This window comes from Sorangium sp. So ce185, assembly GCF_051526825.1.
Lineage (GTDB): Bacteria > Myxococcota_A > Polyangia > Polyangiales > Polyangiaceae > Sorangium > Sorangium cellulosum_D.
Genome location: NZ_CP150316.1, coordinates 4,896,162 through 4,918,590 on the forward strand (window position 1 = coordinate 4,896,162; position 22,429 = coordinate 4,918,590).

The following is a 22,429-nucleotide window of genomic DNA, read 5'->3' on the forward strand; positions in this document are numbered from 1 at the left end:
CAGGGCGAGCAGTCGCCCTCGAGGGCGCAGGGGCGGCGACGGGCCGGCGCGGGATGGGGCGGCTACGGAGCGGGATCGGCCGCCGGGGCGGCAGGCGTGGTCTCTTCGGCGGGGGCGGGGGCCGAGCCCTCGTTGTCGGGAGCGGCTTTGCGCTTGGTCGGCCGCTCCTGCGATGGGCTCGCCGCGGTGGGCTCGATCGCGACGACGGTCTGCTTGCGGCAGCCGACGATGACCGCCTGGCCTGCGGAGAGCCACGCGGGCGTCGATGCCTTGTCGGTCGTCAGCTTGCCGAGCCGCACGTAACGCGTCCCGCAGGGCACGTCGAGCGTCTCGCCCGTGTTTCCGGCCAGCGAGCCGTTCACGTACACCGACGCCTGCTGGGACGAGTTGACCAGCAGGTGCCCACGGGTCGACGGCAGATCCTCCGCGCTGCCCGCGGCCGGCGCCGAGCTCGCGGCGGGCGCCGCGGTCTCGGCGGGCGCCGCGGTCTCGGCGGGCGCCGCGGTTTGCGCCGCCGACGGCGCGGGCGCGGTCTCGGCGGGCGCGGCGGTCGGCGCCTGCGCCGTGACCTGCGGCTGCGCGGTCACGTCCTGCGTCGCGCCCGGGGAGGTGTCGGGGGCGACGTTCGGGAGGGGCGCAGGCTCGGAGCCGAACAACCCGAGCCGATGCGCGACCGCCGCGCCGCCCACGAGGAGCACCACCGCCGCGATGACCAGGCCCACGCGGGAGCGCGGGCGCGGCGACGGGCGATCGGTGACGCTGACGCTGGCGTCCGCGGGCGGTCGCGTGGTGACGCGCTCGGACGGCTTCAGCTCCCTCTCCGCGGGGATGGGCGGGTCCTTGGTGATGACCTTCGGCAGGAGATCGCGATCGACCGGCTTCGGCCTGGGCTTGGCGTCCGCCTCCTCGCTCGCCACCTTGGGCAGCACGCCCGGCGGCGCCTCGACGGTCTCTTGATCCTGGATCGACCGCGCGAGCGCCTGGGCCTCGGACCGCGCGGAGCGCACGGCCGTCTCCTCGTCTTCGAGGCCCTCGGGGCGAGAGCGGATGACCGTGGGCTCGTCCTCGAGCATGCCGCGGATCACGGTCGGCTCGTCGTCGACCATCTCGCGGCTGAACTCGTGCTCGCCGGCGGGCTCCCCGATCGCGCGCCGCGTGGCGGCGGCGATCTGCTCCGGCGCCTTGGGGGTGACCGGCTCGCCGGCCGACGGCGCGCGGGCCGTGACCGTGTCCAGCGCGGAGGCGCCCTCCCTGCCGACGGGTGTGGTCGTGGCGTGCGCCGCGAAGGGCGCCTCGGCGCGATCGAGCAACGAGCTGCGCGCGGCCGCTTCCGGCCTGCGCTCGGCGGGGAGCTTCAGCGCGGCGCCCGGCCTTTGCGCGGGCTCCGGCTCGTCGGGGAGGAGCCCCGCGAACGAGAGCTCGCTGTCGCCCTCCGCGACCTTCGTTCTCGCCGCAGGGTCCTCGTGCGGGAAGAACGGCTTCCCTTCTGCGCGCGGGCTGGAGCCGCGCGCGGGGGGCACCGCCGGGCCGGCAGCGGCCACGTCCTTACCCAGCGCGGCGGTCCTGGCGACCTTGGCCGCGGGCCTGGCCGCGTCCCTCGGCTTCGGCTCGGCGGGCTCCGCGGGCGGGCGATAGGTCTCCTGCGGGCCGGCGTCGCGGGCCTCGGCCCGCGGCAGATCGAGGGGAGCGCCGGGCCTCGAGGCCTGCCTTCCGGGGGAGCTGGGAGGCGGCGCGGGGATGCGCGCCGGCGTCGCGGCCGCGGGTGTGGCGGTCGCCGGCTTGCCGGCCGGCGCCTTGGCTCCGCTCGCGGCGGGCGTGGCCGCCGGCGTCTTCACCGCAGGCTGCGGCGGCGTTTTCGCGGTGGGCTGCGGCGGTGCCTTGGCGGCGGCGGCCGGCTGCCTCGCCGCGCCGGCGGTCTGCGACGCCTGCGCGGCGACCTGGCGCGCATCGCCGGCCGGGCCGTCGAGGCTGCCGACGTCGTCCAGGGCCGGCTCCGCGCCGCGCGGCGCCGACAGCCCGCCCGCGGCGACCGCGCTGGCCGCGGCTGCCGGCCGTGCTTCGTTCGCCGGCGACGTTTCCGCCGCGGTCAACCTGGCGTCGGGCAAGGCCGCGCCCGCCGTGTCGTTGGCGATGGCGCCGGGCGCCTCGCCGCGGTGCGGGACGAGCTCGGCGGAGACCGGGAGCTGCGACCGGGTTCGAGGCGCAGCGGCGTTCCGCTGCACCCGCTGGAGGAGCGCTTCGAGGGTGGCGACTTTCTCTGCGACGTTCACGCCCCGCCAGCATATCGCGGCTCGGCGCGGGTTACATCATTCGCGGTGAGGGGGGCGCGATCCGGGCGGGCTCCGCGGCGGAAATCCAGCCGGGGAGCCGGCGGGGAGGGGGGTCAGAGGGTCTCGAGGTAGGCGATCAGATCGTCGATCTGGTCCGCGTCGAGGTGGGATGTCTTGCCGTGCAGGTCGCCGCCGCCGCAGGTGGTGTCGGTGAACCGGTCGCGCAGCGTCGCGGCGCAGCCGTTGTGCATGAAGGGCGCGCGCGCGCCGATGCGGACCAGCGACGGCACCTGGAAGGCCTTGCCCGTGCCGACATCGAACGACTGGTTGTTCGTGAGCTGGGCGCCCGCGTGGCAGCGCGCGCAATCCACGGCCTTGTCGTGGAAGAGGGCTTCGCCGCGCGCCACCGCGTTCTGGTCGGGCACCAGCGACACCGGCGGCGCCGGGAGGCTGTCGATCCACCGGGCGAAGAGGTTCACCCGGCGCGGCCCCTGGTGCACGCCGCCCATGCGCCGCTCGAACACCTCGTCCATGATGGCCTCGATGCCCGACATGTCGCCGTCCCAGTGGAACGGCGCGGTGTTGAGGATCCCGCCGCTCATGAACTGGGTGCGCCGAGGACCGATCGGGTTGAAGACCCACGTGTGGCCGTCCTCGCCGCCTTCCGGATGGCACGACGCGCAGGCCATCGGGCCGGACTCGTTCCTGTGGAACATCTCGTGACCGGTGTCTCTCCGGCTCTCGCCGGGGAGCGTGATGACGCGGTTGCTGGAGATGCCAGGGGTCCCGAGCACGTGGATGGCCGCGGGCTCGCGCGTCTGCACGATCACCGCGTTGCCGGCGAACGCGACGGCGGTGGGCTCGCCGTCCACCGCCACCCGCTGCTCCGCATCGATGCAGGTCCCCTCGCCGTTGTTGAAGCCCGCCCCGTCCCCAAAGTCCATGTTCGCGTTCGCGTTCAACATCGTCGAGCTGGTGATGAGGACCTCGCTCCTGCCTGCCGCGACGACGGCGTACGACATGCCGTCGGCCGACACCGCGAGATCGACCGGGAGGGTCGCGGACGGGAAAGCAGGGGAGATCCTCGGGCGCTCGGTGGTGCCGGCGACCCCGACCTCGGTCACCGTGCTGTGCACGATGCTCCCGTCGCACCCGCCGGAGCTGTAGCCCCCCTCGACGACCTCGACGGGCGCGACGAGGGCGCGCTGATGCACGACCGCGACGCCGCCGGACGGCAGGCCGACCGTACGCCAGGCGACGGTCGGCGCGAACTCCTGCCCGAACAGGTTGAAATGCGGGAGCTTCTGGCGCTCCGCGACGCTGCCGTCCGCGCTGACGGTGAGCAGCTCCGTCGAGCGGAACTTGCTGACCAGGAGGCGATCCCCGTCCACGACCACGTCGCGCAGGTCGCGGTCGAGCTGCAGGTGGCGCGTCGCGGCTCCGCGGGCCGCCGGGAGCGTCATGAGCTCGCCGCCGAGGCACGCGACGTGGAGCGCGTCGGTCCTCGCGTCGTACGCGATCCCCCTCGGGGCCGCGCAGACCGCGCGCCGGCCGACGATCTTCCCGCTGTCCGCGTCGATCGTGACGACCGCGCCGCCGCGGCGGAGCGCGACGTGGAACCGCCCCGCGCCGTCCTCCACGACCCGGCCTGGCTCGTCGCCCTTTTCCAGGGCGATCTCCGCGAGCAACCGCTGCCCCTCGAGATCCACGACCCACACCCGGTCGCGATCCGGGTCCGCGGCGACCGCCCGCGCAGCGCTCTTGCTCACGGCGAGCGTCCCGCCGCTGATGGCGGGGGGCGGCTCCGCCGCGATCGCGACGCTGCTGGGATCATCGACCTGGGGGGGCTCGTCCTCACCGAGCTCCCATGGTGCGCAGGCGGCAAACGATGATGCGGTCGCGAGGATGGCGAGCATCGGGGAGAAGCTGCGGCGCGATGCAAGCAGTCTATGCATGTGAGGCCCTCCGGTCGCCGCCAAGCAAGATGGCGGCCACTTGGTGAGATGTTCTTCCATTCGATAGTGCGCCGCAATAAGCGTTGCCTCCGGGGAAGCGACGGATTTCTGCCATCCACAGAGCGCGCGTGGACGGTACGAACCGTCTTTGGGACGCGGGGCTCCCTCCCCGGAGTCGGCCGTGATGTCCCGGCTGTCCTGGCCCATTGCGGCACGGCATGACGAACACGTCAGACCACGTCGCCAGCGCGGTCTTGGCCCGCGCCGGGCGCCTCCTCGGATTCATGCGCGCTCGCGCGGCGACACGCGCCGTGCGCCGAGCGCGCCGGCTGCCCGGTCACGTTCGCGCGAGGGCGAGGCGAGCGATCGCCGAGGCGTGACGCGCGCGATCGCCTGCGATCTTGACGGGTGCTTTCACCGCCCATAAGTGACCCACCGGTCATGAAAAGCACCGCACCCTCGTCTCGACGCAGCATCTCGCTGGCCTCGACGCTCGCCGGGCTGCTCGCCCTCGGGCTCATCGCACCGCCCGCCGCGGCGCAGCCGGCCGCTCCGCCCCCGGCCGCCCCGCAGCCCGCGCCCGCGCCTCCCGCTGCCGGTCAGCCGCAGCCCCCCCAGGCTCCCGTCGCTGCGGCGCAGCTGCCGGCGCCGAAGGCCGATCCGCTCGCCACCGCGCTCGCCCCCCAGCCCGGAGGGCTGACGCCGGACGAGTTCGCGAAGATCGCCCTGCAGACGCACGCGTCGCTTCGCGCCAAGCAGGCCGAGCTCAGGGCCGCGTCCGCGCGGGTCGACCAGGCGGCGGTGAACTTCTTTCCGCGCATCACCCTCACAGGCAGCTACATGCGCCTGTCCGAGGTGGAGCAGGACCCGCAGCTGGCGCAGTTCGGCCTGGGCGCGCAGATCCTCAACCAGTATTCGCTGTCGGCGAGCCTGGCGGTGCCCATCTCGGACTACGTGCTCCGCATCTCCCAGGGATATGCGGCGGCGTCCCACTCCGAGACCGCGAAGAAGCTCGAAGTGCAGGCCGAGGCCTTGAAGATCGCCGCCGACGCGAAGATCTCCTTCTTCAACTGGGTTGGGCTGAAGGGGCTCGTCGTCGTCCGGGACGAGGCCGTGTCCCAGGCGAAGGCGCACCTCGTGGACGCGCAGCGCACGTTCGAGGTGGGGCTGCTCTCGCGGGCGGACGTGCTCCGTCTCGAGGCGCAGGTGGCGAACGCGGAGCAGCTGCTCAGCGAGGCCCAGGCGACGCTCCTCGTCGCCGACGAGCAGATCCGGATCGCGCTCGGAGCGGCGGCGCAGGGCAGGCCGCTCACGGTCGGGATCGACGTCATGACCGGCAGCGTCGCCGCGCAGCCGCCGAACCAGCCGCTCCCCACGCTGCAGGAGGAAGCGTTCTCGAAGCGGCTGGAGATCCGCGCCCTCGACGAGACGCTGTACTCGCTCAAGAAGTCGGAGCAGCTCACGCGGGCCGGCTACTTCCCGCGCCTGGACGCGGTCGCCGACGTCACGTACGCGAACCCCAACCAGCGCATCTTCCCGGCGCGGGAGGAGTTCGACCTGACGTGGGCCGCCGGCGCCCGCGCCACGTGGGTCCTCAACGACATCGCGACGACCGCGGCGGCCTCCGCCGAGGCGAGCGCCCGGACGGCGCAGGTCGCGGAGCAAAAGGCCGTGCTGCGCGACGGGCTCCGGATGGAAGTGGCCCAGGCCTACACCGACGTGAGCAAGGCCGCGCGCAGCATCGAGACCGCCGAGCGGCAGCTCGCGGCGGCCGTGGAGGCGATGCGCGTCAAATCGGAGCTGTTCCGGGCCGGGCGCGCGACGAGCACCGACCTCGTGGACTCGGAGAGAGAGGTCACGACGGCGCGGCTGCTGCAGCTCAACGCGCGCGTCGGGGCGCTGGTCGCGAAGACCCGGCTGGACCACGCCCTCGGGCGCGACGCGAACGTCGTGAAATGACCGGACGGCGCGCGTCGTCTTCGCTTGCGCGGCCCACCCGGCCGGAGTAGGGAAGGCGTGCGCCGCTGCAGCGCGGTTTCCTGCGGCGCTTCCGCGGGCACCGCCCGCACTCTCCCTCACCGGCCGAGGTAGCGCGTCCACGGTGCGCGCCCGGTCCGCCCGTCATGACGGAGCTTGCGCTCATCCTCAGCGGCGGCCTGATCGGGCTCGCCTTTGCGGTCTACCTCGCTCGCTGGGTCGTCGCGCGCCCCGCGGTCGAGCCCGAGATGCAGCGGGTGGCCGCGATCATCCAGGGCGTCGCCGAGGCGTATTTTCGCCGCCAGAGCAGCGTGATCGCCGCGGTCTCCGCGATGCTCGGCGGCGCCATCTTCCTCGCGTACGGCCTGCTCCGGAGCGCGGGGGAGAAGAACCCGGTCCCGGCGCTGGAGCTCGGGGTCTGGCTGACGCTCTCGTTCGCGGTCGGCGCCGCCAGCGCCGTCGCCACGGGCCGGGTCGCCACCTGGATCGCGCCCCGCACCAGCGTGCGCGCGGCGAGCGGCGCCCGCCGCTCCCTCGACCTCGCCCTGCAGATCGCCCTGCGCGGGGGGGCCGTGTCGGGGCTCTTCGTCGTCGGCATGAGCCTGCTCGGCCTCGGCGGCCTGTTCGCCGCGGTCCTCGCGTTCCGCGGCGGCTTCGGGGCCGAGCCGGCCGAGGCGCTCGCGCTCGCGCCGACCATCCCCTGGGTCATCGCCGGTTATCCTCTCGGCGCCTCCTTCGCCGCCCTGATGGCGCAGCTCGGCGGCGGCACCTTCTCCAAGGCGGCCGACCTCGGGGCCGACCTCGCGGGCGCCGAGGTCGGCCTCGACGAGGACGACCTGCAGAACCCGGCCACGATCGTCGACCTGGCCGGCGATACCGTCGGAGACTGCGCCGGGCGCGCGGCCGGCGTCTTCGCCTCGACCGTCGCCGAGAACGCGGGCGCCATGGTGGTCGGCGCCATGCTCTTCCGCAACAACGCCGGGCTCCCGAGCGCCCTCGCCGTCGTGCTCTTCCCGCTGGTCAGCCGCGCGTTCGGCCTCATCGCCACGCTCTTCGGCGTCATGGTCGTCAAGACCGACGACCGCGAGGACGCCTTCAACGCCCTGCTGCGGGGGCTCTACGTCACGGCCATCCTGCACGCCGTCGGCATCGCCGGCGCCGCCAAGTGGCTGCTCGGCGCCCACTGGGTCGTCTTCTTCGCGTGCGGCGTCCTCGGCATCGCCACGGGCATCGGCGTGCTGCACGTGACGCAGTACTACACCGAGCAGCGGCACCGCCCGGTGCGCGAGCTCGCCGAGGCCGCCCGCAGCGGCTCCGCGATGGCGGTGCTGCGCGGGCTCGCCATCGGCCTCGAGAGCTCGGTGCTCCCGCTCCTCGTCGTCGTCGGCGCGACCTTCGGCTCGTACCTGCTCGGCGCCCGCTCCGGGCTCGCCGGCGGGGGCCTGTTCGGGACCGCGGTCGCCACGATGGGGATGCTCGGCACCGCGGGCTACGTCCTCGCCATGGATGCGTTCGGCCCCATCGTGGACAACGCGGGCGGCATCGTCGCCGTGACGGTCGCCCGCGAGCGGCCGGACGTGCGCGGGCGGACGCTCGTGCTCGATGCGGTCGGCAACACGACCAAGGCGCTCACGAAGGCGTACACGGCGGGGGTGGCCGCGCTCGCCTCGCTGCTGCTCGTCGCCGGCTACCTCGACGAGTCCCGGCGGCGCGCGCTGACGTCGAGCGCGGCGAGCAGCGGCGAGACGGCCGCGATGGTCGTGCGCCTCGACCGCCCCGAGGTCTACCTCGGCGCGCTGGTCGGGATCCTCCTGGTCTTCTGGCTGGCCGGCCGCTGTATCCGGAATGTGCTCCAGGCCGGCCGCCGCGTCCTCGACGAGGTGAAGCGCCAGGCCCGGGCCCGGCCGCCGGGCTTCGTCGGCGACCACGAGCCGTGCGTCGAGATGGTCTCCCGGGCGGCGCTGCGCCATATGATCGCGCCGGCCCTCGTCGCGGCGGTGGCGCCCGTCGTCGTGGGACTTGCCTTGCGCTTTGCAAGGACGGAAGATAATCCTCTGGTCGCGGCGGATTCAGTCGCGGCCCTGATCATGGCCGGGACGGTCGCAGGCGTCCTCGGGTCGCTCTTCTTAGGGAATACCGGGGCGATCTGGGACAATGCGAGGCAGTACATCGCGACCGGCGCGCACGGTGGGCGCTACCTCGTCGATGAGACGGGGGCGCGGGCGGACAACCCCACCTACGGCGCCGCCGTCGTGGGCGACACGATCGGCGATCCTCTCAAGGACGCGGCCGGTCCTGCGCTCCACGTGCTCATCAAGATGCTCCCCGCCGTGATCATCGTGTTCTTGCCGTTCTTCATCTGATGACGGTTCTTCATCCAGCGGGCTCCGCCAGGGGTCCCGTCCACCCGACCCATCCCGGCGAATTGCCGCCGCATGTATCCCGAGCCCACGACGTGCCGCCTCCGATCTCCGACGCACTCTCCACCCTCAGCGATCGTGGCCTGCGAAGGCTCCTTGGCGCCCGCACCTTCCTCCGCGGGCTCGAGTACTTCCGCCGCCGCGTCGTCGAGGACATCTCCATCAACGAGACGATGGCGAGCGGCACCGTCCGCGCCGCCGACTCCGAGCCGTATCCGGTCAAGGTCGAGCTCTCACCCGATGGAATCCAGTCCCAGTGCTCCTGTCCGGCATTCCAGAAGGCCGGACAGCATTGCAAGCACGTCGCGGCGCTGCTCATCAGCATCCGCGACCAGGCTCGCGGCGCGCAGCCCCGGCGCGAGCCGCCGATCCCGGCGCTCGTCCCGCAGACCGCCCACGCCGGCGGGGACGCCCTGAAGCGCGTGCGCAGGCGCGACCGCCGCGGGCGGCTGGCGATCACGCCGCCGGTGCCCGTCCCGACCGTCGTCGGCACCCACGGGCCGCCGGGCTCCGCCGTCACCCTCACGGCGCCGGTCCTCGACGCCACGGCCAAGCAGACCGGGATCGGCGCCTGGCTCCCGCCCGAGGGGGTCACCGGCGCCCGCCGCGTGGAGTTCCGCCTCCACGTGCGCCAGGGGGCGCTGACCGTCACCGTCCTCGACGCCGAGGCGCGCGTCCCGGTGCTGCCGTCCGCGGCGCTCGCCTGGCAGGCGCTTTACCCGACGCCCGACCGCGACGCGCTCCGGCTGCTCGCCCGGTTCGAGAGCGGCAACCCGCGCCACCCGGCCGTCGACATCCGCGGCGAGGACGTGGCCGAGCTGCTCCCGCTGCTGGAAGGCCAGCGCGTGCTCCTCGAGCCCGCGCTGATGCAGCTCCGCTTCGGCGAGGACAGCCTGCGGCCGCGCTTCGATCTCGAGACCGTCGGCGGCGACACCATCATCGTGAAGGCGAGCTTCGAGCGGGGGAACGACAAGCGCCGCTTCTCGCTCCTGCAAGGCGGGTGGTTCGAGGGCTGGCCGGGCTGGCACATCGACACGCAGGAGGGGCTCGCGCGCCGCATCGACAAGCGCGTCTCCCCCGCGGCGATGCGCCGCCTGCTCCGCTCGCCGACCATCGGCGAGCCGATGAGCGAGCTGCCCCGCATCATTATGCAGGGGCTCCCCAAGATCGCCCTCGAGGTCGGCGCCGAGCTGCCCGACCTGAACCAGATCGCCGAGGTCGTCGACCTCGTGCCCACGTTCCGCATGCGCGCGGGCGGCTCGCTGATCGAGGCGCGCGTCACGCTGTTCGCCGCGTACGGCGACGCGGAGGTCGCCGTGCGCGCCGACGGCATCTCGCCGCCGGTGCTCGTGCAGCCGCCCGAGGAGGGGATGAAGCGCGCCCGCTGCATCCGCGTGGACATCGCCGCGCAGCAGGATGCGGCGAGCAAGCTGCTCGCCCTCGGGCTCAAGCCGGACGAGACCGGCCAGGGCTTCATCGCGAACGGCGATCAGGCGCTCACGTTCTGGACCGAGGGCCTCGCCGAGCTCCCCGACGACTGGGACCTCTTCGTCCCGGAGGATCTCGTCGACACGCAGGTGCGCAGCAGGCCGATCGGCGTCTTCGCCAAGGTCACCTCGGGGATGGACTGGCTGAACGTCAAGCTCAGCTTCGAGAGCGAGGGCGTCAGCGTCGATCGCGACGAGCTGCGCCGCTGCCTCGCCGAGGGCAAGCGCTACGTCCGCCTCGAGGACGGGTCGTTCGCCGCGTTCGATCCGGACGCCGTGCGCGCGATGCTCGATCGCGAAGTCGAGCTGATGATGGCGGCCGGCAGGAACGGCCGGCTGCCGCTCGCGCAGGCCGGCCGGGTGCACGAGCTGCTCCAGCACGCGAGCGGCTCGAACGTGACCGCCGCCGCGCGCGAGCTCTTCCACAAGCTCAGCAACATCGACGAGATCGGCAGCACCAAGCGGCCCCGCAACCTGAAGGCGACGCTCCGCCCCTACCAGGAGGCCGGCCTGTCATGGCTCAAGTTCATCCATGACATCGGCTCGGGCGGCGTGCTCGCCGACGACATGGGCCTCGGCAAGACGGTCCAGACGATCGCCCTCCTGCTCGCCGTCAAGCAGGAGGAGAAGCACATGCGCGCGCTGATCGTCGCCCCGACGAGCGTCGTGACGAACTGGGAGCGCGAGCTCGCCCGGTTCGCGCCGTCGCTCTCGGTCGCCCTCTGGCACGGCGCCGATCGCAAGGACCAGATCGACGAGGTCAAGGCCGCCGAGGTGGTGATCACGAGCTACGCGCTCCTCCGGCGCGACGAGGACTTCCTCGCGCAGCTCGACCTCAGCTACGCCATCCTCGACGAGGCGCAGCACATCAAGAACCCGATGAGCGCCACCGCCGCCGCCGCCAAGCGGCTCCGCGCGAAGCGCCGGCTCGCCCTGACGGGCACGCCCATCGAGAACCGGCTGTCGGAGATCTGGTCGATCTTCGACTTCGTCTCGCCGGGCCTGCTCGGCTCGCTCGACAAGTTCGAGGCCCGCTTCTCGCGGCCGATCGAGGCGGGCGACTACAAGACCGCGCAGCGGCTCCGCGCCGCGATCCACCCGTTCATCCTGCGCCGCACGAAGCAGGAGGTGGCGAAGGATCTGCCGGAGAAGATCGAGATGGATCAGATCTGCGATCTCACCGGCGAGCAGCGGGCGCTGTACCTGCAAGTCGCGCGCGAGGTGCGGGCGCAGGTCCTCGGCGAGGTCGAGCGCGTCGGCCTCGCGAAGAGCCAGCTGCAGATCCTCGCCGGCCTCACCCGCCTGCGGCAGGCGGCCTGCGATCCGCGGCTGCTCGGGTTGCCGCGCGAGTTCGGCGACGACGACTCGGGCAAGCTCGTCGCGGTCCGCGAGCTCATCGCGAACGCGGTCGAGGGCGGGCACAAGGTCCTCGTCTTCAGCCAGTTCGTGATGATGCTGAAGCTCATCGAGAAGGCGATGAAGGAGGACGGCGTCGCCTACGAGTACCTCGACGGCTCCACGAAGGATCGGCCGGAGCGCGTCGAGCGCTTCCAGAACGACCCGAGCGTGCCGGTCTTCCTCATCAGCCTCAAGGCGGGCGGCACCGGCCTGAACCTCACCGCGGCGGACACGGTGATCCACTTCGATCCGTGGTGGAACCCGGCCGTCGAGCAGCAGGCCACCGACCGCGCCCACCGCATCGGGCAGACGAAGGTGGTCACCGCCTACCGGCTCATCGCCGCGGGCACGATCGAGGAGAAGATCCTGCTGCTCAAGGACAAGAAGCGCCAGCTCGTCGCCTCCGTCCTCAGCGAGGACGCGGGCGGCGCCAAGAAGCTCACCAAGGCCGACCTGGAAGAGCTGTTCGCGGTGGACTGACCGGTCCGCGGCGCGCTCCGAGGGGAGCGCGCCGCTCGCGAGCGCGCGTCGCGAGGGCGCGAGGGCAAGCCGATCGGCGGCGGCGGGCTTACCGGAAGGGCAGGGGGGCGGCTTACCGCTTGTTGCCGCTCAGGACCATCAGGTGGTACTTGCCGAACTCGCTCTGCCCGAGGGTGAACATGACCTCGATCAGCAGGCGGTAGGGCGTGGTGGCGTCAGCCACGATGATCGCCTCGGACGACGAAGGATCGAGCCCCTTCGCGGCGCGGATGGCCTTGTCCGTCTCGCGCGCGTGGGACAGGGCGTTCGCGAGCGGCACGATATAGAGATCGTTCGGTCCGCTGCGCTTGTACTTCGCGTCGACGCCGGACTGGGCGAGCTGCTCGCGGTTGGGCAAGAGGACGATCGGGGTCGGATCCTCGCCGACCAGGATCTGCGACTTCGAGACGATGACCACCACGCCCTCCTGGGAGGGCTCGGACTGCATCACCGACTTCGGCAGGGTGAGGTCCTTCGACTGCGGGATGGATGCCGCCGACGACCCTACGCTCTTCAGCAAGAAGACGAGGATGATCGTCATCAGGTCGAGCATCGCCGTGATGTTCAGGAAGTCGATCTCCGGCTCCCGCCGGTTCCTGCGGATCGCCTTCCGGAGGGCCGCCTTGTAGCGGACGATGCTCGCCTTCGGTCGCGGCGGGGGCGGGGGGGGCTGCTCGGCGCTCATCGGGCGACTCCGAAGTGGACCTCCGGGAACAGCTCCTCCCCCGCGTCGCTCCTCAGCGCGTCCATCACGTCGATGATCGTCTTGTAGTCGATGCCCGGGTTCGCCGTGATCGTCACCTGCGTCTCCTCTTTGAACTCGGGGCGGGCGTTCTTGAGGCGCTTCGCGCACGCCGTGAGGGCGGGAAAATCATAGCTGTCGTTCGTCGTCTTCGGCACGGTGACCCCGCTGCCCACGTCCTGGCAGCCGGTCGCGATGTTGCCGCTCGACGTCTTCAGCGAGATCCCCTGGCTGGTGATGAACGCGGACAGGTTCAACGCCTTGCTGGAGAGCTCGCTGCGCACCTTGCCCCCGCCGATGGAGGGCGGCGTCGTGTCGATCGACGACACGAATGTCACCGAGACGCTGGCGAGCACGAAGATGAGGATGTTCGTGATGATGTCGAGGTACGGAACGACGTTGAGCTCGCCGGCCTCCTCCCCGGCTTCGGGCTCCTTGGGCTGCGAGAGGCGCCGGATCTTCGATCGCTGCGCCGAGCTGAGCGGGACGTCTTGCGGGTCCGCCATGGGCTAGTAGCCAGGCTTGCTGCTGATCGTGAGCAGGTTGAAGACGCGCTCCGTGGTCGCCTCCAGATCGTGCTGGATGTTCTTGGAGCGGGTGTGGAGGATGACGTGCGCGATCATGCACACGACGGCGATGGCGAGGCCGAACGCCGTGTTGTACATGGCCTCCGCGATGCCGTTCGAGAGCATCCGCTGCTTGTCGGCCTGCGAGAGGCCCTGGGCGGCGATGGAGGCGAAGGTGTTGATCAGGCCGGAGACCGTCCCGATGAGGCCGATCAGCGTCGCGATGTTCGCGAGCGACCAGAGGGCGCCGATGCGCTTCTCCACGGCGGGCTTGAGCTCGGACAGCTTCTCGCTGAGGGCGGCGTCGATCTCGTCCGCGCCCTTGTTCGCGTGGGTCAGGCCGGCCTTCACGAGCTGCAGGATCGGGTAATCGCTGGCGTCGCAGAGCTTGATGGCGCGATCGATGTTGCCCGCCGCCACCAGCTTCTTGACCTGCGCGAAGAACTCCTTGGAGTTCACGCGGTAGCGTCCCAGCTGGAACGCGGTCCGCTCGATGATGATCGTCACCACGACCGCCGAGACGACCAGGTTCGCGATCAGGAAGGTCGGATTGTGCTTGATGGCCTCCCACATCCCGCCTTCGCCACCACCCTCGGCCGCCAACATCAGCAGATGACGCATCCTCGAAGTCCCTTTCTCAGCGTCGTCAGAAGCCCGACAATCTCTAGGCGCGGCGACTATAACTGCCGCCCGATCCCGTGCGCAAGCTCGGCGATGCGGCCGCGCCGGGCGGCGAGAGGCCGGGATCGCCGCAAATCCCCGGAGAACCAGCGGCGCCTCTCGCGGCGAGCGCGCCGGCCGCGGCGCGGCGGCGCGGGCCGATCGAGGCCGGAGGGTACGGAGCTCCCTGACTCGTCCCCGTCGCCGGCGCCCGGCCAGGCGGCCGTGCTCTACCGGTCCAGCGCTCGCCTGCTCGCTGCGTCACTGCGCATCCTCTCGGGGTAATGCCGCTCGCACTGCCGCGGTGCGCTGTCGCGCCGTCGGCCGTCGGCCGTCGGCCGTCGGGCCGCGCGCCGCGTCTCCCCAGGCTTCGCGGGATCCGCTGCGGGCCGGCGCGCCGCGCGCCCGGCGAATGGTGACATAACCCTGCGATTGTTGTAAAGTTTTGCCCGCATCAGAGCGCTCACGTGTGGCCAAATCTCTCTTGACGGCGCCGGGTCTCAATCGCGAAGATGCGCGAGTCCCCCGGGTGCATCGGCGTAGCTTGGCCGGATGGCGGCACGCTCTGCGGTGAACGGGGAGCCGCGCCCAGAGCCACCACGGGCCCCTGGCGTGACGACGCGAAGTCAGTCTTGGACGACAGGTGAGAGAGCTGGGACGGCGCCGGGCGCCGGGACCAGAAGAGACGATCAGGACTCTTGCAGAGGTCAGCGCCGCTCGGCTAGCGTCCCGTGGGCATCTCGCCAGAGAGCGACAGGAGCAAGCCGTCCACGGCCAGCGCCGCCAAGCAGAATAGGCCTCTCATCCGTTCTTACGTGTGAGTGAAAGACTGCCGCCCCTCGGCAACACGAGTCTGACATAGGGAACCGATCGAGTTGCGCGAAACCTCATCCCGGGGACGCGAGGCGAACTGGAGGACAGAAGCAATGCACGGAGCGTATGAAGCTTTCAAAGAGGGTGGGTGGGGCATGTGGCCCATCCTGTTCTGGTCGATCCTGACGATCGGCATCATCGTCGAGCGCGCCCTCTACCTGTTCGGCTCGTCCATCAACAAGGACGTCTTCCTCGCGACGATGCAGAAGTGCATCCTCGCGGGCGATGTCGCCAAGGCTGTGAAGATGTGTTCCGCGGCGAACGCCCCGCTGGCCCGCATCGTCCAGGCCGGTCTCGTCAAGGTGAACCGTCCGGACGAGGAGGTCCAGGCGGCGATGGACGAGGCGGCTCTTCGTGAGCTGCCGAAGATCAGCGCGCGCACCTCCTACCTCGCGCTGCTCGCGAACCTCGCGATGCTCTCCGGCCTGCTCGGGACCGTGACGGGTCTCATCAAGTCCTTCGGCTCCGTCGCCGGCGAGTCGGTCGACCCGAGCCAGAAGGCCCGCGTGCTCGCCCTCGGCATCTCCGAGGCCATGAACTGCACCGCCTTCGGCCTTGGCGTGGCGATCATCGGCCTCATCGGCTTCGCCGTGCTGAACGGCAAGACGCAGCACATCGAGGACGACATCAACGAGGCGTCGGTGCAGATCCTCAACCTCGTCGTCGCGAACCGCCAGAAGGTGAATGTCGCAGCGGTCGGTCAGGCGGCTGCCTGATGGTCCTCGGCGGGCCCAGGTCGTCGAGCGCGTCCCGCGCGCTTCCGCCTGGGCCCGCTCTCGCGCCTCGAAGCCCCGTGCGGCTCGCGCCGGCGGGGCCCCGGGAACTTCAGAAGAGCGACGAAGTCAGACCCAGCATGGTGGCCCTCCGCGAGCTGCGAGCAGGGTGTTCCCGCAACAACTTGGATAAGTGAGCTCCGGCTCACGTTGGGAAGGCAATATGGGCGGCGTAGACGTCGGCGACGGTGGCGGCAAGAAGCGGTCGACGAACAGCGATATCAACATGATCCCGTTCATCGACCTGCTGATGGTCACGATTGCATTCCTGTTGATCACGGCGGTCTGGGTCACCAACTCACGGATGAACGCGGACGCCCAGGTCCCTGGCCCGCCCGATCCGAACAAGGAGCTCACCCCGCAGACGCCGGAGAAGGTGCTGAACCTGCACATCGGCGAGAGCGAGTTCGGGCTCGTGTGGAAGCAGGGCGCGACGGTGGTGAACGAGGTCAAGGTGAACAAGGCGCCGGTCGAGCTCGGCGACCCGAGCTCCAAGATCATCCGCTACCCGGAGCTGGCGAAGCGGATCGAGGAGGAGTGGAAGACCCACGGCGGCCACCGGGATCCGAGCGACAAGAAGCTCGACCAGGCGATCCTCCACACCGACAACCGCACGCCCTTCAAGGAGATCGTCGCGGTGCTCGACGCGCTCTACGCGCCGAAGCGCGAGATGAGGCTGCCGGAGGGGAACAAGCAGGTCCCCGTGTTCAACATGACGTTCTCGGTCCGCTGAGGCAGGAGCGCGCACATGGATAGGTTCAATCCGAAGCACCACAAGAACCCCCACGCTCACGTGATCCACCAGCCGGGCCGCCGGCTGATGAAGGGCGTGCCGCTGCGGTTCGTGTGGAACAAGGTGTCGGGGCACGGCGCACGCAGCCCGAACGCGGGGCTCAACCTCGTGAGCTTCATCGACTTCCTCGTCGTGACCGTGATCTTCCTCCTGATGTCCTTCTCGGCGTCGGGCGAGATCGCCGTCGACAAGAACGTCAAGCTCCCGAAGGCGGAGAACGTCGAAGACGTCATCGACGCGCCGATGGTGGCGGTGAACGGCAACCAGATCCTCGTCGACGGCGCCCTGGCCGGTTCGACGCGCGCGATCGAGGAGCTCGGGCGCCTCCAGAAGATCGACGAGCTCTTCAACCTGCTCAAGAACAAGCGCGAGCTGTGGAAGCAGGTGCAGCCGAACAAGCCGTTCCCGGGCGTGTGCATCCTCCAGGTCGATCAGAACGTGCCCGCGCTGGTCGTGAAGAGCGTGTTCCAGACCGCGGCGTTCGCCGGTTACCCGAACGTCAGCTTCATGGTCAGCAAGCTCCCGAAGTCGCAGTGATCCTCGCTTCTTGACCTATCGAGCACAGAAGGAAGGGGCGCGCCGGGCGATGCCCGGCGGTCCCGGTCACCATCGGACGTGGTGGCAACGGCGGCGCGCTCGGCGCGGCGTTCCCCTCCGCGCAGCCCGTGTGGAGGAGGCCGCCGCGCGCGCGTGATCGCACCGGTGCCTCCAGCGTGGAGCCTCTCGTATGTCGTCTGAACAGCCGCCCCGCGAACGCGGCTTGCCTTCGGTCTACAGGGCGCGGGAAGCGCGCTCGAAGATGCGCTGGCCCCGGGGGAAGTTCTGGGGTTACACGGCGCTCGTCCTCGCGGTCTCGGCGATCCTCCACTGGAAGTGGTCCCAGGGGCAGATCGAGAGCGCACGACAGAAGCTGATGGCGCGCCAGCGCGCGGTCGCCGTGGAGCTCGGCCCGCGCTGGTTCCCGATGCGCGAGCGCGTGGAGGGCTGGACGCTCGATCTGGCGCGGAGCGCGGGCGCCGAGCTCGTGGATCGGGAGGCGCTCAAGGCGTGGAATTTCCGCGAGCTCGCGGGCATTTACCTGCGCCTCCGCGTGGACGAGGCGGCGAGCGTCGACGCCGTCCGCAAGAACGCGCAGCAGTCGCTGCGCGACGCGTTCACCGCGTGCCTCCTGCGGGTGCCGAACCCGAACCCGCTGGCGGGCGCGGAGTGCAAGCGCACGCGGGACTGCCCTGCGGGCGAGTACTGCAACGAGGCCGAGCGCTGCTCGCGGCCCGCGCAGCCGTTCAACCTGCGCGTCGCCTACCGGACGATGCACGTCCTCTCCGACGAGTGGGTGCGCGACGCGCAGGACGCGTCGAGCGAGCTGCGCCTGCGGCTCCTGGAGTCGAGCTTCGAGGACACGATACGCGACGACGTGCCGCTCGCGGCGGAGCTGCTGACGCGGGCGCAGTACTACCTCGTCGTCCTCGACGAGCCGGCCGAGGGCGCGACGAGCACCGAGGCGTTGCTCGGGGTGCCGCACATGGCGCGGGTCGGGGTGTGGCGGCTGTCGGACGGCAAGCCCATCCTGCGGGTGCGCCGCGAGGCGAGCGGCCATCTCATCGGCGGAACGCCGTCGGTCGAGGGGAGCGTGCTCGAGGCGCGGCAGCGGCAGGCGAACAGCTGCGCGCTCGCCCTCGCGGTGCGCGAGGCGATGGGCGACACGACCGCGGCCGCCGCCGAGCCGCAGTGAGGCCGCGCCGGGCAGCGCGGTGAGCGGCGCGCGGCGAGCGGCGCGCGCCGCGCCGGGCAACGCGGCGAGCGGCGCGCGGGGGGGGGGGGCGGCGCGCAGCGGCGTAGGCGCGCAGCCGCGTCAGCGCGCGCACGTGTCGCGGGCCTGGCGCGCCGACGATCAGCTCGCGCGCGCGACGATGTGCAGGTCCGTGAGGTTGTGGCCCGTCGGGCCGGTCTCGACGCGCGTACCGAGGGCGCGGTGCGCGGCGGCGTCGTCGAAGCCCGCGAGCGCCGCGTCGATCGCGCGATCGTCCATCGCGGCGGCCGCAGGCCGGGCGACGACCGCGCCCGCCGCGCCGGAGCTGCCGTCGGCGCCGTCGGACGCCGCGCAGAGGAGCGCGACGTCCGGCGGCAGATCGCGCAAGGCCGCGAGCGCGATCCACCCCGCGCGGCCGCCAGCGCCGCGCCGGGCCGGCAGCGCCAGCGTCGGCTCGCACGGGATCACGACCGCTTCGCCCGGGGCGAGCGCGCGCGCGAGCGCGAGGCGGCGCTCGACGATCGCGCGCGCGTCGCCGTCCTCGGCCGGGGCGGCGACCGCGCGCAGCCCCGCGCTGTCGGCGAGGGCGGCCGCCACGCGCTCGGCGAGCTTGTCCGGATCGGCGAGCACGCGCGCCTCGACGAGGCCCGCGTCCGCCGGCTTCAGCGACTCGCTCAGCGCGGGCGCGAGCCGCGCGAGCCGAGGGGCCCGGCGGTGGAGCGCGGCGAGCGCGTCCTCCACGCGCGTCGGGTCCGGGACGGTGGGGCCCGAGCTGATGTCGTGCGGGAGCCCGCCCACGACGTCGCTCATGAGCAGGGTCAGCACGCGCGCCGGCGCCGCCGCAGCGGCGAGCCGCCCGCCCTTGATCCGCGAGAGGTGCCGGCGAACGAGGTTGACCTCCTGGATAGGGGCGCCCCCTTCCAGGAGCGCCGCCACGAGGGCCTGCTTGTCCGTGAGGGACACGCCCTCGGGCGGCGCCGCGAGCAACGCCGAGGCGCCGCCCGAGATGAGCGCCAGCAGGAGATCGCCGGGCCCGAGCGCGGTCGCCGCGGCGAGCGCTGCCTCGGCCGCCTCCACGCTGCGCGCGTCGGGGATCGGGTGCGCCGCGCGCATCAGGCGCAGCGGGCGCAGCGCCGCCTCCTCGGGGTCGACCTGCGCGACAGGCGGATCGCGCGCTGGGGTGGCCGGGTCCGCGACGGTGACCGCGAGCCCTCCGGCGATGCCGTCTCCCCAGCTGCGCAGCGCGCCCCGGGCCATCCCGAGCGCCGCCTTGCCGGCCGCGATCACGACCACGCGGCCGCGGCGCGCGCCGGCCTCGGCGTCGAGCGCGCGCTCGACGAGCCCCGCGGGATCGAGCTCCGCCAGCCCGGCGCGGAACGCCGACACGAGCGCCGCGCGCAGCGCGTCGAGCGCGGCGCTCAACGGCCCCCCGCGCCGGCCTCGCTTCGCCTCGCCGCCACCTGGGCGGGGGCGCGGTCGCCGGCGTCGACGATGTGCGCGGAGACGACGTGGTGCCAGCTCAGCGCGATCGACACGAGCGCCCGCTGCTCGTCGCGCGGGCTCGCGTCGCCCGCGAGCGCCGGTCCGCCCCAGCGGAGCGCGCCCCGCACGCCGAGGAACGGGCCCGTGGCGCGGCCCAGGAGCGGCACGTCGAGCGACAGCGAGAGCTCGAGCCCGGGCTCCGACGCGAGCCCGCCGCCGGGCGGGGCCTCCCAGAACGAGCCCACGCCGAGCGCGACCGAGTCGATGAGCAGGTCGAGCCACGGCGCGCCGAGCTCGAGGTCGCTCGCGTACCGGCCGAGGAACAGCGGTTGAATGAAGACGCCGCCCGCGATCGAGCGCGCGACGGTCGCTCCCTGCGCGCCGAGCGCGTCGGTGTAGTGCGCGTACAGGCCTGCGGTCGAGAGGTAGGCGGCGGCGCCGTGCGCGCAGAGCGCTGGGCCCCCGCTGGCGAACGAGGCGCCCGCGCCCGCGCGCAGATCGAGGTCTCCGTCGAGGCGGCCGTACGCGCCGTCGCCGTCCGCGCGCGCCGCGCCGCCGCCGTCCGCGCGCGCCGCGCCGCCGCCGTCCGCGCGCGCCGCGGATGCCCCCGCGAGCGCCGCGAGCGCCGCGGCGCCGGCGAGCGCCCTGGCGGCGGCGCGGCGCTCGCGCGCCGGGCGGAGCGCGCGCGCGGGCTCGACCGATCCCCGTGCTGCCGTGTTCGTGGTGGTCATCAGCGTACCAGCGCCTCCCGCACGGTATCTCGCAGCTCGGGCGCGAAGAGGATCCGGATGCGCGTCATCGTCTCGTTGCGCAGCCGTTCGAGCAAGAAGGACACCTCGGCGGGGCGCCGCGGGCGTCCTCTCGGGTAAACGACCGGGAGCGACTCGTCCTCGGCGTAGGGCGTGTCCTCGGCGACGTCGACGCCGACGTACACCTCCGGGTCGAGCCCGGCGCCCTGCGCGATCTCGCGCACGGTCGCGAGCGCCGCCGCGCGCCGCTCGTCGCGTCCGGCGGGCGTCTCGCCGGGCTCGGGGAACAGCTCGACCGACTTGAAGAGCGAGCGCGCGCGCAGGCGGCGCGCGAGATCGGACAGCACGGGATCGGACGCGTTCTCCCATGCGTGGATGGCCCCGAGCAGGACCTGATCGTCGAGCTCCAGGTATTGCTCCAGCATGGGCATCTCGCCGACGGCCATCGCCGCGACGGCGGCGGGGACCTCGGGGATCCGGTCGCCGGCGGCGAGGCGGGCCACGACGCGCCGGAGGATGGCGCCGATCATCCACTCCGCGCTCCGCGTGGTCTTGTGGAAGTAGACCTGCTGGAACATGAAGTAGCGGGCGAGGAGGAACGACTCGATGGCGCGCATCCCCTTCGTCCCGTCGATGGCGAGCGCGGGCGCGGGCGGGGCAGAAGCGGCGCCGCCGCCGGGCATCTCCACCTGGACGTCGCTGAACCTGAGGCTGCGCAGCAGCCACGGCAGATCGTACTCGCCGTACCTCACGCCCGTCGCGTGCGCGTCGCGCAGCAGGTAGTCGCAGCGATCGACGTCGAAGGTCCCGCTCACCGCCTTGGCGAGGTACGGCAGCTCGTGTCGACCGCCGATGAGGTCGGCCACCCGCTGGGGCAGGTATGGATCCTGGCGCACGAGCACCTGGTGCACGTCCGAGGCCGGGTCGAGCAGGATGCGCTCGGTCCAGCGCTCATGGTGGAGCGCGCCCGGCATGGCTTCCTCGAACAGGTGCGAGAGCGGGCCATGGCCGAGATCGTGCAAGAACGCTGCGGCGATCGCGTCGCGCGCGCGATCGCTGGTCACCCTCTGCCAGAACGGGAGGTCGCGATCGATCTGGCGGAACCTCGCGATCAGGAGGCGCATCACGTGAGCGGCCCCGAGCGCGTGCGAGAAGCGGGTGTGCTCGGCGCCCGGGTACGCCAGCGAGGTCAGCCCGAGCTGCCGGATCCGCCGCAGCCGCTGCACCTCGCGGGCGCCGAGCAGGCGCGGGACGATCGCCGCCTCGCCGCTCTCGAACTCGATCAGGCCGTGGACCGGGTCACGAAGGATCACGATGGTTCTCCACGCGACCCCATGGGCGCGAAGGGCGGCGGGTCACTCAGGAGCCGCCTGATGGCGCCCAGCTGCGGGCGTGTGCGCGGAGAGGAGGCCGCGCCGCTCCGGGCGTGCGGCGTGGAGCACAGCATGATGCGCATCGGACAGGGGCGGGAAATCAAGGAGGTACGCGACGTTCCCACGCGAGCCTACGGGAAGGCAAGCGCGGCTCGTCGGGGAGCGTTCCTCGCGGGCGATGGGGCGACCCGGTCGGCTCCCCGGCGACCGTGGCGCGCGCGACGGAATCCTCCCGGCGGGGGGCAGTCACGCCGGCGCGGAATGTCGCGGTCGACGTCGAGCGTAACGTAGAGACGTGTCGCGCCGCGCATCGCGCGCCGCGGCGCGCGAACGCAACCGGCGCATGCGCGTGCGTGCGAGGTCGTGCGATTGCGTGCGGCTCCGCCGTACGACACAAGACCTCGAGACGGCTCAGGCGGAGAGCGAAGCGGCGGTGAGCATCAGGAATCCTGAGCCGGAATCCGGCGATGGTGTTGCACGACGCCGCGAACGAGCGAACGAGAACCACGAGGCGCGAGCGAGAACCGAACGAGGCGCGAGCGAGAACGCCGCCGAGGCCCGCGACGAAATTGTGAACGGAGAAAATTGTGAACGGAGGAGGAAAGTGCTCGATTTCTTGAAGCTGGACGAGCATCCTGGTGT

The 22,429-nt window shown here is 72.2% G+C and carries 15 protein-coding genes; 7 read left to right on the top strand and 8 right to left on the bottom strand.

All coding sequences use genetic code 11. From position 1 onward, the window contains the following. Positions 1–62: 62 nt before the first annotated feature. Positions 63–2,270 (bottom strand): hypothetical protein, encoded by a 2,208-nt coding sequence (locus WMF26_RS18015; protein WP_438001322.1) that lies wholly within the window; start codon positions 2,268–2,270, stop codon positions 63–65. Positions 2,271–2,383: 113 nt separating this feature from the next. Beyond that, on the bottom strand, positions 2,384–4,225 hold the full coding sequence (locus WMF26_RS18020; protein WP_438001323.1) for a cytochrome-c peroxidase: 1,842 nt from the start codon (positions 4,223–4,225) through the stop codon (positions 2,384–2,386). Positions 4,226–4,666: 441 nt separating this feature from the next. Between WMF26_RS18020 and WMF26_RS18025 the strand changes: the two genes are divergently transcribed. The 3 genes from WMF26_RS18025 to WMF26_RS18035 all read left to right on the top strand — a co-directional run bounded on the left by WMF26_RS18025 (position 4,667) and on the right by WMF26_RS18035 (position 11,987). Then, positions 4,667–6,184 (top strand): TolC family protein, encoded by a 1,518-nt coding sequence (locus tag WMF26_RS18025; RefSeq protein WP_438001324.1) that lies wholly within the window; start codon positions 4,667–4,669, stop codon positions 6,182–6,184. Between the two features lie 164 nt (positions 6,185–6,348). Beyond that, entirely contained in the window at positions 6,349–8,565 is a 2,217-nt protein-coding gene (locus WMF26_RS18030; RefSeq protein WP_437338244.1) for a sodium-translocating pyrophosphatase, read from the top strand. A gap of 92 nt (positions 8,566–8,657) precedes the next feature. After that, entirely contained in the window at positions 8,658–11,987 is a 3,330-nt protein-coding gene (locus WMF26_RS18035; RefSeq protein ID WP_438001325.1) for an SNF2-related protein, read from the top strand. 112 nt (positions 11,988–12,099) lie between these two features. Here WMF26_RS18035 and WMF26_RS18040 read toward each other — a convergent pair whose 3' ends face one another. From WMF26_RS18040 to WMF26_RS18050, 3 genes are read right to left on the bottom strand one after another with little or no spacing between them, the layout of a single operon-like run. Further along, complete coding sequence (locus WMF26_RS18040; RefSeq protein ID WP_438001326.1) at positions 12,100–12,711, bottom strand: ExbD/TolR family protein; 612 nt, start codon at positions 12,709–12,711, stop codon at positions 12,100–12,102. Next, on the bottom strand, positions 12,708–13,274 hold the full coding sequence (locus WMF26_RS18045) for an ExbD/TolR family protein (protein WP_020735579.1): 567 nt from the start codon (positions 13,272–13,274) through the stop codon (positions 12,708–12,710). The genes WMF26_RS18040 and WMF26_RS18045 overlap by 4 nt, the downstream gene beginning before the upstream one ends. A 3-nt stretch (positions 13,275–13,277) precedes the next feature. Then, positions 13,278–13,940, bottom strand: coding sequence for a MotA/TolQ/ExbB proton channel family protein (locus WMF26_RS18050; RefSeq protein ID WP_236644648.1), 663 nt, complete (start codon positions 13,938–13,940; stop codon positions 13,278–13,280). A gap of 1,022 nt (positions 13,941–14,962) precedes the next feature. Here WMF26_RS18050 and WMF26_RS18055 point away from each other — a divergent pair. The 4 genes from WMF26_RS18055 (at position 14,963) to WMF26_RS18070 (ending at position 18,165) form a co-directional block, all read left to right on the top strand. Next, positions 14,963–15,583 (top strand): MotA/TolQ/ExbB proton channel family protein, encoded by a 621-nt coding sequence (locus WMF26_RS18055; protein WP_231864858.1) that lies wholly within the window; start codon positions 14,963–14,965, stop codon positions 15,581–15,583. A 220-nt stretch (positions 15,584–15,803) separates the two neighbouring features. Beyond that, complete coding sequence (locus WMF26_RS18060; protein ID WP_020735581.1) at positions 15,804–16,373, top strand: biopolymer transporter ExbD; 570 nt, start codon at positions 15,804–15,806, stop codon at positions 16,371–16,373. 15 nt (positions 16,374–16,388) lie between these two features. Then, positions 16,389–16,970 (top strand): ExbD/TolR family protein, encoded by a 582-nt coding sequence (locus tag WMF26_RS18065; RefSeq protein ID WP_020735583.1) that lies wholly within the window; start codon positions 16,389–16,391, stop codon positions 16,968–16,970. Between the two features lie 262 nt (positions 16,971–17,232). Further along, positions 17,233–18,165 (top strand): hypothetical protein, encoded by a 933-nt coding sequence (locus WMF26_RS18070; protein ID WP_437947377.1) that lies wholly within the window; start codon positions 17,233–17,235, stop codon positions 18,163–18,165. A gap of 159 nt (positions 18,166–18,324) precedes the next feature. Here WMF26_RS18070 and WMF26_RS18075 read toward each other — a convergent pair whose 3' ends face one another. The 3 genes from WMF26_RS18075 to WMF26_RS18085 are packed head-to-tail and all read right to left on the bottom strand — an operon-like array spanning position 18,325 to position 21,727. Further along, positions 18,325–19,605: a DUF4147 domain-containing protein gene (locus WMF26_RS18075; protein ID WP_438001327.1), complete on the bottom strand. Its 1,281-nt coding sequence runs from the start codon at positions 19,603–19,605 to the stop codon at positions 18,325–18,327. Further along, positions 19,602–20,396: a hypothetical protein gene (locus tag WMF26_RS18080; RefSeq protein WP_438001328.1), complete on the bottom strand. Its 795-nt coding sequence runs from the start codon at positions 20,394–20,396 to the stop codon at positions 19,602–19,604. Before WMF26_RS18080 ends, WMF26_RS18075 begins: the two co-directional genes overlap by 4 nt. Continuing rightward, entirely contained in the window at positions 20,396–21,727 is a 1,332-nt protein-coding gene (locus WMF26_RS18085; protein ID WP_438001329.1) for an HD domain-containing protein, read from the bottom strand. The genes WMF26_RS18080 and WMF26_RS18085 overlap by 1 nt, the downstream gene beginning before the upstream one ends. Positions 21,728–22,429: the final 702 nt, after the last annotated feature.

Excerpts from the sequence above, each read along its gene's own strand:
- WMF26_RS18050 (WP_236644648.1), bottom strand. The coding sequence starts at position 13,940 with ATGTTGGCGGCCGAGGGTGGTGGCGAAGGCGGGATGTGGGAGGCCATC.
- WMF26_RS18080 (WP_438001328.1), bottom strand. The coding sequence starts at position 20,396 with ATGACCACCACGAACACGGCAGCACGGGGATCGGTCGAGCCCGCGCGC.
- WMF26_RS18030 (WP_437338244.1), top strand. The coding sequence starts at position 6,349 with ATGACGGAGCTTGCGCTCATCCTCAGCGGCGGCCTGATCGGGCTCGCC.
- WMF26_RS18025 (WP_438001324.1), top strand. The coding sequence starts at position 4,667 with ATGAAAAGCACCGCACCCTCGTCTCGACGCAGCATCTCGCTGGCCTCG.
- WMF26_RS18040 (WP_438001326.1), bottom strand. The coding sequence starts at position 12,711 with ATGAGCGCCGAGCAGCCCCCCCCGCCCCCGCCGCGACCGAAGGCGAGC.
- WMF26_RS18020 (WP_438001323.1), bottom strand. The coding sequence starts at position 4,225 with ATGCATAGACTGCTTGCATCGCGCCGCAGCTTCTCCCCGATGCTCGCC.
- WMF26_RS18065 (WP_020735583.1), top strand. The coding sequence starts at position 16,389 with ATGGATAGGTTCAATCCGAAGCACCACAAGAACCCCCACGCTCACGTG.
- WMF26_RS18060 (WP_020735581.1), top strand. The coding sequence starts at position 15,804 with ATGGGCGGCGTAGACGTCGGCGACGGTGGCGGCAAGAAGCGGTCGACG.
- WMF26_RS18055 (WP_231864858.1), top strand. The coding sequence starts at position 14,963 with ATGTGGCCCATCCTGTTCTGGTCGATCCTGACGATCGGCATCATCGTC.
- WMF26_RS18045 (WP_020735579.1), bottom strand. The coding sequence starts at position 13,274 with ATGGCGGACCCGCAAGACGTCCCGCTCAGCTCGGCGCAGCGATCGAAG.
- WMF26_RS18070 (WP_437947377.1), top strand. The coding sequence starts at position 17,233 with ATGCGCTGGCCCCGGGGGAAGTTCTGGGGTTACACGGCGCTCGTCCTC.